This window comes from Salibacter sp. (assembly GCF_031581065.1).
Lineage (GTDB): Bacteria > Bacteroidota > Bacteroidia > Flavobacteriales_G > Salibacteraceae > Salibacter.
The window spans coordinates 1-11,901 of sequence record NZ_JAVLBN010000055.1; the positions used below are offsets into that span (position 1 = coordinate 1).

An 11,901-nucleotide genomic window follows, 5' to 3' on the forward strand; every position below is an offset into this window, starting at 1 on the left:
ATTAAGAATCAATATTCAAGTGTGATCTAAAGTCGGAGACTTGATTTATTATTCGTTTCATAAAAATTTTATAGGTACTTATGAGCTCGCCTTTCGGCTCGGTTGAATTCTTTTGCATCAAGGCAAAACGAATAAACATAATAACTTAAAGATTCCAAGAGTTTTGCTTTATCGTTTTGTGTCAAGATAAAAGGACAAGCTCTATTCTTTTTTGGTTGAAACCGTCAGCCCTTATTTATCAAAAGAAATACGTATACCTCATTATCTCGCTCAAACGCAGGGAGAGCTTATTTCTCTACAGCAAATTACTGTTATAAAGCATATACGCTACACCAATAGGATAGAGGATCGCCAGGATTGACGTGACCTTGTTGAGGTTGCTCACTTTGTGATAATGTCCTTTGGTTTTGGCCAGTACGGTTAGGATGAGCATAACCGTGAGGAGTAACGCGAGCAGACTAAAATACCAGAATGTCCAGCTATCGGTTAAGTGGGTCACGTAAATGTGGTAGAGCCCGTAGATCATGGCACCGTAAACCAACACGACCACGATTTTAGCAATGGCGTTACCTGCCACTATGGGCAGTGTCTTCGCGTTCTGACTGATATCACCTTCTTTGTCTTCCATGTCTTTGGTGATCTCGCGGGCGAGCGTTGCCAAGAATCCGAATACGGCAAACCCGATCATCCAGTAAGACAAAAAGTTGAGGTTGAAGTTCTTGTACTTTTCGCTGAGGTGGAAATATTCTTCCTGTAATGGTACAATTTCGTAAAACCCGACAACAATCGGAATCAACCCGACACACAAACTGATGATCAGGTTCCCGATCAGGAATGACTTTTTAAAGTTTGTTGCGTAAAACCAAAGCGAAGCAGCTACAGCTATGTGCAGTAATGCCAGGTTATAATTGCCTAGCCAAAAACCGAGTGCGAGCGCTGTAACAATTCCGGTAGCTGTCAAAATGTAATAGACGTTGAATCCCAGACTTTCGCTTATTTGTTGCCCTACTTTGTTCTTTCCAGGCTTGTTTTTGCGATCTATTTCTACATCATAAACGTCATTGATGATGTAGCCACCTGCTGCAATTAAAATGACTGAGAGTACGAGAAGAGAAAACTGTAGTACAGTCATTTGCAGAACGAGCTCGGTTTTGAGCATCGCTGATAGCTGCACCAAAACAGGTTCTATCACGAGGTAGCGCAAAGACAACATCGTGATGATGATAATCAGTAAATTGATCGGGCGAATTGTTTTTAGCCAGTTCATAATGACCACATCTCTTTAGCACGCATGACTTTTTCAATGACATCGCGAACGCAACCTCGCCCGCCATCAAACGGTGAAATGTACACGCATTCATCGCGTACCTCTTTTACTGCATCTTTTGGGCAGGTTGGAAGTCCCACCTCGCGCATCACTTCCAAATCCGGCAGGTCGTCACCCATGTAGAGGACTTCATCTTCCTGCAAGTCGTAAATGTGACGGTATTCATCGTACTTGTCTAACTTGTCGATGATGTTGAGTGCCACATCTTCAAATCCCAAACGGAGCAGACTGTCCTTCACGATTTGTGAGCTGCCGCGCGTTATTGCGATCATGCGCAAACCAGCCTTAGCAGCCTGCTTCATGGCAAAACCGTCTTTCGTGTTGAGTGTTCTTATCATTTCGCCATCAGGCATTAACGTGATAGATCCATCGGTGAGGACACCGTCAACATCAAATACTAAAGTCGTGATTTTGGGAAGTTTCTTGAGATAATGCTCACTCATGCTGCGTGTCTTGAATACTTTGGCTGACCAAATTATAAATTTCCAGTAGTCGGGCGTGGTTTTCCAGTAAATTCTGGTGTTTTTCCAGTGTCTTTTCGTTACCACGAACAGCCGGACCAGTTTGCGCGTTATCAGGACCTACTTCAAGTGCCTTTTCAACCGTTTCCTCGATGAGCGGTTTCAGGATTGAAAAATCCAGTTCCGATTCCCGCAAAAGTTCCTGTGCATTGGCCATCATGTGATTGGAAAAATTACAGGCAAAAACAGCCGCCAGGTGAATGGCCCTGCGTTGTTGTGAATCGATTTGTTGCACATTTTTACTCAGGTAAGATCCCAGCTCAGTCAATGCTTCCAGCGATTCCGCATGCTGAGATTCCACGCAGAGCGGCACCTTTTTCCAATCGACAACTTTTTCCTTTGAAAGTGTTTGAAGCGGGTAAAAGACACCACTTTTTTCGTGTGGTATCACGGTCAGATCCACGCTTCCCGAAGTATGTGCAACGATTCCGCTCACTTCAGGGATCTGACCAGCAACCGATTCAATTTGATCGTCTGAGATTGCGATGAGGTAGAGATCCAGGTCGCGCGGAATTTGATTGAAAGATGTCGAAAATGCAGCTTCAACCGATTGAGCTAGCTGTTCGGCTTTCTTAGCGTTCCGACCATAAATGAATTCAACGTTGTGCTTTTCGCGAAAAGCGTTTGCAAACTGCCACGCTACATTTCCTGTACCGATGATGGCAATGCGCATCATGACGATTTGCGTTTTTTCACAAGGCGTGAAACAATAGCGATTACGGTACCGATCACCATCAAAATTGCCCCGATCCAAAGAATATTGATATACGGGAAGATCATGGCCTGCATAATGATGAACTCCTTGATCTTGTTCTTTTTCTCAAAAATGCGGAACTCCATTTGCTCTTCATCGGGATCGATGTTGAAGAGTTCCACTTTTACGTACAGGTTGTCGTCAACATCAGGAATGGTAACGATTTTGCTGCCGCGCGTACCAAAATACGTTTCTAGCTTGTGGCTTTTTGTGTCAAAATCAAATGCTGTGAGCTCAGCTTTAACGAGCAAGTCGTGATTGTGCAATTCTAGGCTGTCGCGGAGTTCCTTGTTCTGAACCACCTTCAACGTGTCGAAAACAAAAATTGCACTGTTGGCATAAATAGTGTCGCCAATTGAAACCTTGAATTCCTGCGGCTCCTCGTAACTGTCGCTTTGTGGTTCTTTACGGTCTTCCAACTCAGCGTACTTGATGTACGTGAAAATATCCTTATTCCAGTAGTGACGTGTTGATGGCTCAGCCACATTACCCATTCGCTCATTGAGCTGAACAAATGGGCGCAGCGTGAATTTTTTCTCGTTCGTTTCTTTGTCGAGGTAATCCACATTATAGTGAACGTGAATTCCTTCTTTTTCCTTTCCGCGGAACACCACGTTGTACTGCGCCATCTCCATCGTGTCATCGAGCATTAACAGGATGTTTTCCTTATTGCTGTAATTGGTGTCAAGTGACTTGAGATCGTATTGTGAAGTATTTTCAGAGATAATTTCTTTGTTTCCGTTCGAGATCAGAGCTCCCATCAGGACCAAAAGGAAACCGATGTGCGCAATTGCCGAACCTGATTTTACACGCTGAACGCGAGTGGATCTGAACAGGTAATCGACATTAGCTGCCAATGCAAAAAGTGTGGCGAATAACAAGAGGAGTAGAAGCGGGTCTTTCATGCCCATTCCCAATCCGATGGCGATGGTAAACGCCAACCCGATAATGACATCGCGCAGTACCTTACTGATGAAGTTGCGGAAGTTCGTTTTGCGGTAATTCAGGTACTGCGTAAATCCGATCACGAAGGCAATCACGATGGCAAAAGGCAGTTGAAAGCTGTTGTAGTGCTCAATCGGATCAGCCGGTGGAGCCATTTCAGTTCCGAAAAGCTTGTTCCAAACTGGAATGCTCGTGGAGAACGTGATTTGGAATCCGGCAAGGAGTAGAATGAGAGCACCCACAAACATCCAGAATTCTCTCGACCAAAGGGAGTCTTCTTCTTTTTTCCTGGGAATGTCTTTGAGTCTGTAAATCAATAGTCCGAACCCGAGAATTCCGTAAAAAGCAAAGTAAAACACGAGCTGACCTGAGAGTCCGAGATCAGTAAAGGCGTGAACCGATGTATCGCCCAGTACTCCACTTTTTGTGAGGAAAGTAGAGTAGAGGATCATGAAAAATGTGAGAATCAAAAGGATGAAGCTCCAAACGAGTGAAGCGCCTTTGTTGCGTTGAATGAGCAAGAGGTGTGCTCCACCAACCAAAGTGAGCCAGGGTACGAGTGATGCATTTTCAACCGGGTCCCATGCCCAAAAGCCGCCAAAAGAAAGCGATTCATAAGCCCAGGCACCACCCATTAAAATCCCGAGTCCGAGTACACCAACTCCTGCATAAGCCCATGGAATTGTTGGTTTTACCCACTTTTTATAACTCCCTTTCCAAAGTGCTGCAACAGCATAGGAAAAAGGAACGAGTGTGAGTGCAAACCCGAGAAACAGAGTTGGCGGGTGAATAGTCATCCAGTAGTTCTTGAGTAGTGGATTGAGTCCGCTACCGTCAATAGTTTGAATGTAGTTTGGGTTCTGAAGAAAAGGGAGATTGGCAAAATCAGGATGGTGGCGAAGGAGCATAGTAAACGGGTTACTCCCGAATTGTTTTTCAAAGATGAAGACACCCAAAATCATGGTGAGTAGCATCACCTGTGCCGAGCTGAAAACAGCCATTACGCGGTATTCCCATTTCTTTGCGGTGTAGAGAAGGATCAGCCCAACGATGCTGTGCCAAAAGACCCAAAGAATGGTACTTCCTTCCTGTCCTTCCCAAAAGGCCGAAAAGATGTAGCGCATTTGCATATCGCTGTTTGAGTGCTGCCAAATGTAGTGGTACTCAAACATGTTGTTGGCGAGCATAATAAGCAGCGTAACAACAATCCCGATTGCCGAGAAGGTGTGCACAAAAAATGCCGACCGCGCTATTTTTCTCCAACTGTGGTTTTTATCACCTTTTATAGCTCCTAATGCGTAAGAAACAGTTGCCAGTAAGGCCGCAACAAAAGCCAAAATAACAAATGTGTTGCCGAGGTATCCGGCCCACAGTCTTTCACCCACGTATTCTATCATGATTAAATGCTCGCTTTACTCGATTCTTCCTCAGCCCTTATTTGTTCCATTTCTTCCTCAGTCTTGAACCCTTCAGTTCCATCGTTGTATTTCGATGGGCACTTCATGAGCACTTCCTTGGCGTGAAATTCATCACCCTGTGCTTTGCCGATGAGTACAATTTGCTCTGATCGCTCAAAATCCTGCGGTTTACTTTTGTGCAATACCACTTCCTTTTCCTTTCCTTCGTTATCGATCATGTGAAAGGTAAATTTATTGGGATCTGTTTGCGGGTCGTAATTGAGGTCTTTTTCCTTGTTCAGCTTTCCCACAACGTGGTATTCTTCACCGGGATTGGAAAAGGCTTCATCAAAGGCAACATAAGTGCTTGAATCAGACAACGTGGTGAGAATAGCACCGATTGCGATTGCAATAATAATAATGCCGAGTATATGAGCTTTCTTCATCTTTTTTAATCTCTTAGTTCTTTCTCGAGTTTCGATAATTTCCTGTCAAGCGAGATCATGTAAATCACAATCCCGATGAAAATGATGGCTATAACCGCCACCACGATATAGATCTTTCCTTCAGATCGCATGACATCGGCCATTTCAACCCCTTGCTGGGCTCTGACCGAAACAGCAGAAAATAAAGAAAGTATCAATGCGAGTATAGCAGTTCGTTTAAAGTTCATCTTCGAGCTTTTTTATACGTAATTTATGCAGGCGAAGTTTGAGTTCACCCAGCCAAACTCCAATGAGCGTCCACCCGATAATTGCCGGGTAGAAAATTATGCGCATCGTATTATCCAAATCGTACTGGCTGAAGGCAGGGTTACCGCCATTTCCCGGGTGGAGTGAATCGGTCATGCGGGGTAAGATCATGAGGAAAACGATGAGCAATACGTAGGCGAAAATGTTGTAAACGGCCGATATTTTAGCACGCTTTTCTTCATCGTCAAACGAGTTGCGCAGAATCATGTAAGCGAAATATGCCAGGATAGTGACAGCCGCTCCGTTGAGTTTGGGATCGTTGATCCAGTAAGCTCCCCAGGTGAATTTGGCCCAAATTGATCCGGTAACAATTCCCAGTACACCCAGGAATAAACCTATTTCAGCCGCAATTTTGGCTTTGGCATCATCCAGCTCTTTCCCTGATCTTAAATATTTTATGCTGTAAACTACGGATGCCGTCATGAGAATCATCATGGCAAACCACATTGTTACGTGATAAAAGAGATTCCGAATTGTTTCGTTGAGAATCGGCAGTCGGGGGACATCAATTAAAAGCCCGCCTATCAATGCAAAAAGGACCAAAATTACCGCAATTGCTTTCCACCAGTTCTTTGCCAAAACGAGTTGATTTTATTCGCGCCAAAGGTATGGAAATAATAGATAGGATAATGCGAAAACGATAGTGTTAAGCGCCAGTAAAATCCATACATAGTTGAGACTCACAGTCCACGAAATACCATCGGCCGCATTTTTAGAAAGTCTTAACAAAGTCATTAGGAGAGGGAGTAGTATGGGGAAGCCTAAAATCGATAAAAGTGAAACGTTGTTTTGTGTTTGCGAGGCAATAGCTGAAAGCAACGAAAGTGTTCCCGAAAATCCGGTTGAACCCAAAATTAAGGCGGTGAGGTACATGACAGGGTTTTGAATGGGATTACCAACTAAAACACCAAATACAATGTAGGTCAGAACCGAAATAACAAACAGCAAGAGTCCATTGTAAACCATTTTACTCAAAATAATCGCTTGCGGACTTGCTAACGTGTAGAGGTAGAGCTGCTTTTCTTTGGAGTCCTGCACGAAAGCCCTGGCTACAGCATTGGTAGCGCCAAACAGAAAAATAATCCAGAATAACGCGTTCCAAACCGGAATGTCAACAATTTTCTTGAAACTGAGGTAAGCCACAAAAGCCGTGGAAACCACGTAGAGCAACAATCCACCAAGGGCAAATTTATTGCGCCACTCCAGTTTAACTTCTTTTGACAATAAGGCTGTAAATTCGTTGAACAAAGAGACTAAAGTTTTGTAATATTAGATACAATCAAAACGCAAAAGTATGGCAAAAACATTTCATGATTTTACGGTTAAAGATATAGAAGGAAAAGATGTTCAACTATCTGATTTCAAAGGAAAAAAGTTGTTGGTAGTGAACACCGCATCACAGTGCGGACTCACACCTCAGTACAGCGTACTCCAGGAATTGTACGAAGAATATGGTGGTGACGGCTTTCAAATAGTGGGCTTCCCAGCTAACAACTTTGGCAATCAGGAGCCCGGCACTGAAGATGAAATCAAGACTTTTTGTGAGTCGAACTTCAATGTGACCTTCCCAATGATGTCGAAAGTATCAGTGAAAGGTGACGATCAACACGAAGTTTATCAATGGCTCACACAAAAAGATGAAAACGGTGTGGAAGATGCTCCGGTAGAGTGGAACTTCCAAAAGTTCATGATCGATGAAAATGGTCAATATGTAGGTCATGTTCACCCGCAGGAAAATCCGGCAACTGATGAAATAATCAATTTTATTAAGAATTAGGCCAATTTTCATGAACAAGGAAAAACTTATTGTTGCTCGCTGTGTTGAGCAACATTGAAGATTTTTCCAAAGTAGATTTTCTTTTCATAGCTAATTGCGAGTGGATTTTATCTGTAGGTATAATCCACTCGTTTTTGTTGAGAGGAACACCTTTGGGTTTTTCCTCATCACTTTTAAAGAACCAGTTTTCAATCTCAACATTTTTATTGACGTATTCCGGTAGTTGATAGTCAGATCCCTGTGGAACGAAAAGCATTCCGTTCGTCCACAGCTGACTTTCTGAGATGTTATACGGAATCAACTCTTCAAAGTCGCGGTACAAATTGAGCTGTTTTTCAATCAGCTTGTTGTATTTGAGATGCAATTTATCATTTGCGTTTGGTCCGATCCACATTCCCGATTGCGGATGGAAAAGGTAAAACTTGACGGCACTTTCGAGTTGTATGAGTTGATCGGTGGTTTTGTTCAGAACCACAAAGTCTATTTCTCCGTGAGTTTTTCCGTTTTCAATGATCTGAATATTGCGATCAACAATTTCGTAGCTATGGTGTTGAGTGATGAGGTGTGAGACGAGATCCTCATAGAGGAATCCGAGCCTTTTTCGTGGTGTTACAGTTTTTGATTCGCCTTGAAAGCGCTCTGACCAATCATGAGTAATTTCCTTTTGAAGGTTGTTTTTTCCTTTTGCCGTTAATAAAAACGGATTGGAAATCATCCAGTAAATATAATCTTTGATTCTATTTTGAAACATCCTGATACTAATATACAGATAAAAAAATCCAACTTTGTTCTTTAAATCCTACTGAAATGAATTTAAAGAAACTACTAAATAACCTGCTCAAAGGTAGAGTTCCTGACAAGGAAAAGGGAGAAGTTGAAATTCATCGCGAAGTAATTGAACGTTCTCCCCGTCAAAAATTCCAGTACAGCGACTGGTTGTACAACAAAAAGTATGTTCCCTACATCAAAATGTTGCGAGATAACTACGACTTGCGCAAACAGGATATCGAGGGAACTGTCAGGTTACACATCTTCAACTCCCAGGCATCAAACGGCTTTTATTTCACTTACAGCGATATTTTTGGGTTTGAGAACTTTATACATCTCTTCGAATACTTCAAGGACAAAGTTAATGATCTCGATGAGTACAAAGTGCAAAGCTCTCATCGCTCGCTGAGTGAAATCAACGATTTGGTAAAAGAAAAGCAGGTTTATTACCTCAAGCCGCGCAGGGATCTAAACGAAAATGAAAGAGCCTCACAATCTTTTGGGAATGTACACATCGAATATGTGGCAATAAACGATATCCCCAGCTATGTCAAGCTGATGGCCAACACGTACAGCGACCGAAGCTATCAAAATGCAGAATCATTTGAAGAGTTGATCGATCATGTTTTCTACATTGATCCAGACAACATTCTTTAGCGTCCTTACGTCATAGAAAAGGAAATTCACTTATATTTGACTCAAATCCAAAGATTATGAAACGCATATTTTTAGCACTTACATTCATTTTTGCATTTTCAGTTTCCATTATGGCGAGCGACTTCAATGGTAAGCTGAAATCAGGCAAGGCAACAATTGAACTGAGCCAGAACGATATTTACGTTAAAGGAAACATCATGATTGGTGGTGAAACTTACAAGCTCGATGGAAAAATCGATCAGTCAACAGCTCACATGGTTGTTTTAGATGGCGAAAAGCAAGTAGCTAACATCCAGTTAACTGAGAATGCCAATGGGCAATATGAAATGAAAACTGTCAATACTTCTTCAGATTACAGTTTTCCAAAGCAACTCAGCTTTTCTAAAGGAGAATAAAAAAGAATTAAAATAGACTTACCTGAAACTCCTGTCACATTGTGGCAGGAGTTTTTTTGCATTTATACCTTTGTTTAAAATTTGAAAACCGTGAAGCAACAAGTATCTCTCATTTTTAGCACAATTGCACTTTTAGCTGCAATCGTATTTGGCGGACTCTACCTCGCAGATGTAGATCCTATCGTTGAAGAAGAATCAGGTAAAAAAGAAAAAGACAGCTCAAAACAGTCAGATCCTGTCGTAGCCATCGTCAATACCGATAGCCTCATGAAACAGTACGAACTCGCCATAGAGCTGGAAGGGAAACTCAGCAAACAACAGGCGAGATTTGAGTCGCGCATTAAAACCAAGGAGGGTGAGTTGATGGATGATTACGAGAAACTGAAGCGCGATGCACCAACTCTCGGCAGATTTGAAGGACAGGCACGCCAGCAGGAACTCCAAAAACGCGAACAAAAACTCTACGAATTACAGGACAACCTTTCCCGCTCGCTCGCAAAAGCTGAAACGGAATTCACCCAACGTGTGACCGATTCTGTTACGCTCTACATGGATGAAATATCCAAACAACACAATTACAAAGTAGTATTGAGTAAAAGTATATCGAGTAACATTTTGTGGTCGAGTGAGCAGGTAGATATCACTGATCAGGTTATCAAAGGACTCAACGACCGCTACGATGGTGAAGCAGAACTAAGCAATCAACAATAATGCTTGAACACGAAAAAAAGCTACAGGAAAATATTATAGAGTACGTGCTGTATCTCTATCACACTGAGGATTTACTCAGATCTCTATCGCTCAACAAAGAGCTGGTAGAGGAGATGCTCATCGATAAGCAGGGCATCAAAGGACGAGATCGCGGCAAGCTCATGCGCTGGTACCAAGATATGCTCCACGAAATGGAGAGCCAGAACATGGCTGAGAAAGGCCACGTGGAGGAAGTTTACCAGGTAATTGGTGAGCTTTCGTATGTCCACAACGCGCTCATGACAACGCTCAACGACAAGGACTATCAAAAGCTCTTTGAAGAGGCTTATCCCGGAATCGTGGAGTTGAAGAAGAAGTCTGACAACTCTGTTGAAAACCCGATTGAGCTCTGTTTCAACGGAATTTATGGCGTGATGGTACTGCGCATGAAAAAGAAGAAAATCACGGATGAAACGCTGGAGGAAGTGAAAAAATTCTCGAACTTGCTCACTTACCTCGGCAAGCGTTACCAGGATGTGCGCGAAGGAAAAATGGTATTGCCAAAGCCACAACAAAATTAACAGTCAGAACCGCCCGGAAAGCCGGCTATAGAGGTTCTGACCGAAAAACAGGAGATTATGAAAATTACACCACTTTTAGCAGGAAAATTCAAACTGGATGGCGGAGCGATGTTTGGCGTTGTGCCAAAACAATTGTGGAGCCGCACAAATCCGGCTGATGAAAAAAACTTGTGTACGTGGGCGATGCGTTCCATGATCATTGAGGATGGCGACCGGTTGATCTTGCTCGATACCGGGCTGGGTGACAAACAGAGTGAGAAGTTCTTTGGTCATTACCATCCGCACGGACCCACACTGGACGAATCGCTTAAGGAGCAAGGTTATCACCGCGATGATATTACGGATGTGTTTTTGACGCATCTTCACTTTGATCACTGCGGTGGTGCGATTGAGCGAACGAAGGACGACAAGCTGCTGCCCACATTCAAGAATGCGAAATACTGGAGTAACGAGAATCACTGGAAATGGGCCACTGAACCAAATCAGAGAGAAAAAGCCTCGTTCCTGAAAGAAAACATTTTACCGATTGAAGAGAGCGGACAGCTCAATCACCTGGATGTACCGAATGGTGATATGTTGACGGATACTCCGCTGGGGTTTGACGTGTTGTACGTAAACGGCCACACTGATAAGCAGATGATTCCGCACATTAATTACAAGGGCAAGAAACTCGTTTTTATGGCCGATCTGTTACCATCAGTAGGACACATTCCGTTGCCTTTTGTCATGGGCTACGATACGCGTCCGCTACTCACGCTCGATGAGAAGGATAAGTTTTTGAAAAAAGCAGCCGATGAGAATTACGTGCTGTTCCTTGAGCACGACTCACAAAACGAATTGTGTACGGTCAAACACACTGAGAAAGGTGTTCGACTGGATGAGGTTTTTGCTTTTCGCGAAGTGTTTGGCGAATGATGGACAGCTTTTATTTAGAAGACGATTACTGGATGCAACACCAAAGTGCAGCTCACGTGAAGCTGCGCGAGTTGCTCCCTCCTGAACCGGTTGAGGAGTTCGTTCAAATAGGCGAGTACCTCCTCAACTTCTACTTTCCCGATCAGCAGGTAGCGATTTACCTCATTGAAGATAGCCACGACCACACGGATAGCTATCACCTCGAAGCGAAAATGCAGGAAGACCTAAAGGCCCAGGATAAAAAAGTGATCTTCATCGAAGACCGCGACATCGCGGATGATGAAACGGGTGTGAAGGAAAGATTGGAGAAGGAGGTGGGGTAAAGGGCTGTTGGATTTTTAGGTATGAACCGCGTGATAAGAATAGCGTGGTAACGTTATGGTGTAGCAGTGTGATTAGGTTATTTCGGGAATATAGATGTA

At 43.2% G+C, this 11,901-nt stretch carries 16 protein-coding genes; 7 read left to right on the forward strand and 9 right to left on the reverse strand.

Annotation, left to right across the window (positions count from 1 at the left end; translation table 11 throughout):
* Positions 1–295 precede the first annotated feature (295 nt).
* From RI557_RS10310 to RI557_RS10345, 8 genes are read right to left on the reverse strand one after another with little or no spacing between them, the layout of a single operon-like run.
* Positions 296–1,267, reverse strand: a complete 972-nt coding sequence (locus tag RI557_RS10310; protein ID WP_310683631.1) for a geranylgeranylglycerol-phosphate geranylgeranyltransferase — start codon at positions 1,265–1,267, stop codon at positions 296–298.
* On the reverse strand, positions 1,264–1,770 hold the full coding sequence (locus RI557_RS10315) for a 3-deoxy-D-manno-octulosonate 8-phosphate phosphatase (RefSeq protein ID WP_310683633.1): 507 nt from the start codon (positions 1,768–1,770) through the stop codon (positions 1,264–1,266). Before RI557_RS10315 ends, RI557_RS10310 begins: the two co-directional genes overlap by 4 nt.
* Positions 1,763–2,524 (reverse strand): DUF2520 domain-containing protein, encoded by a 762-nt coding sequence (locus RI557_RS10320; RefSeq protein ID WP_310683635.1) that lies wholly within the window; start codon positions 2,522–2,524, stop codon positions 1,763–1,765. The genes RI557_RS10315 and RI557_RS10320 overlap by 8 nt, the downstream gene beginning before the upstream one ends.
* Entirely contained in the window at positions 2,521–4,944 is a 2,424-nt protein-coding gene (gene ccsA, locus RI557_RS10325; RefSeq protein WP_310668937.1) for a cytochrome c biogenesis protein CcsA, read from the reverse strand. Before ccsA (RI557_RS10325) ends, RI557_RS10320 begins: the two co-directional genes overlap by 4 nt.
* A 2-nt stretch (positions 4,945–4,946) precedes the next feature.
* Positions 4,947–5,390, reverse strand: coding sequence for a cytochrome c maturation protein CcmE (locus RI557_RS10330; protein ID WP_151165950.1), 444 nt, complete (start codon positions 5,388–5,390; stop codon positions 4,947–4,949).
* A 5-nt stretch (positions 5,391–5,395) separates the two neighbouring features.
* Positions 5,396–5,617, reverse strand: coding sequence for a CcmD family protein (locus RI557_RS10335; RefSeq protein ID WP_310668935.1), 222 nt, complete (start codon positions 5,615–5,617; stop codon positions 5,396–5,398).
* Complete coding sequence (gene ccsA / locus RI557_RS10340) at positions 5,607–6,275, reverse strand: cytochrome c biogenesis protein CcsA (protein ID WP_310683638.1); 669 nt, start codon at positions 6,273–6,275, stop codon at positions 5,607–5,609. Before ccsA (RI557_RS10340) ends, RI557_RS10335 begins: the two co-directional genes overlap by 11 nt.
* Before the next feature lie 12 nt (positions 6,276–6,287).
* Entirely contained in the window at positions 6,288–6,944 is a 657-nt protein-coding gene (locus RI557_RS10345; RefSeq protein ID WP_310668933.1) for a heme exporter protein CcmB, read from the reverse strand.
* Positions 6,945–6,990: 46 nt separating this feature from the next.
* Between RI557_RS10345 and RI557_RS10350 the strand changes: the two genes are divergently transcribed.
* A complete protein-coding gene (locus tag RI557_RS10350) occupies positions 6,991–7,473 on the forward strand; it encodes a glutathione peroxidase (RefSeq protein WP_310668932.1) in 483 nt (160 codons plus the stop codon).
* On the opposite strand, the gene RI557_RS10355 is transcribed toward RI557_RS10350, so the two are convergent.
* The gene (locus tag RI557_RS10355) at positions 7,463–8,224 is read right to left on the reverse strand and encodes a DUF1853 family protein (protein WP_310668931.1); all 762 of its coding nucleotides are present in this window, start codon (positions 8,222–8,224) and stop codon (positions 7,463–7,465) included. The two genes, RI557_RS10350 and RI557_RS10355, sit on opposite strands and share 11 nt — an antisense overlap.
* A gap of 56 nt (positions 8,225–8,280) precedes the next feature.
* Between RI557_RS10355 and RI557_RS10360 the strand changes: the two genes are divergently transcribed.
* From RI557_RS10360 to RI557_RS10385, 6 genes are all read left to right on the forward strand, one after another.
* Positions 8,281–8,898, forward strand: coding sequence for a hypothetical protein (locus RI557_RS10360; RefSeq protein WP_310668930.1), 618 nt, complete (start codon positions 8,281–8,283; stop codon positions 8,896–8,898).
* Between the two features lie 56 nt (positions 8,899–8,954).
* Positions 8,955–9,293, forward strand: a complete 339-nt coding sequence (locus tag RI557_RS10365) for a hypothetical protein (RefSeq protein ID WP_310668929.1) — start codon at positions 8,955–8,957, stop codon at positions 9,291–9,293.
* A gap of 90 nt (positions 9,294–9,383) precedes the next feature.
* Positions 9,384–10,004 (forward strand): OmpH family outer membrane protein, encoded by a 621-nt coding sequence (locus RI557_RS10370; protein WP_151165942.1) that lies wholly within the window; start codon positions 9,384–9,386, stop codon positions 10,002–10,004.
* Positions 10,004–10,564 carry a DUF4924 family protein gene (locus RI557_RS10375; protein WP_310668928.1) on the forward strand — a complete coding sequence of 187 codons (561 nt, stop codon included), beginning with the start codon at positions 10,004–10,006 and terminating at the stop codon, positions 10,562–10,564. Before RI557_RS10370 ends, RI557_RS10375 begins: the two co-directional genes overlap by 1 nt.
* A 57-nt stretch (positions 10,565–10,621) precedes the next feature.
* Positions 10,622–11,479, forward strand: coding sequence for an MBL fold metallo-hydrolase (locus RI557_RS10380; RefSeq protein ID WP_310668927.1), 858 nt, complete (start codon positions 10,622–10,624; stop codon positions 11,477–11,479).
* Positions 11,476–11,802: a hypothetical protein gene (locus tag RI557_RS10385; protein WP_310683641.1), complete on the forward strand. Its 327-nt coding sequence runs from the start codon at positions 11,476–11,478 to the stop codon at positions 11,800–11,802. Before RI557_RS10380 ends, RI557_RS10385 begins: the two co-directional genes overlap by 4 nt.
* Positions 11,803–11,901 lie beyond the last annotated feature (99 nt).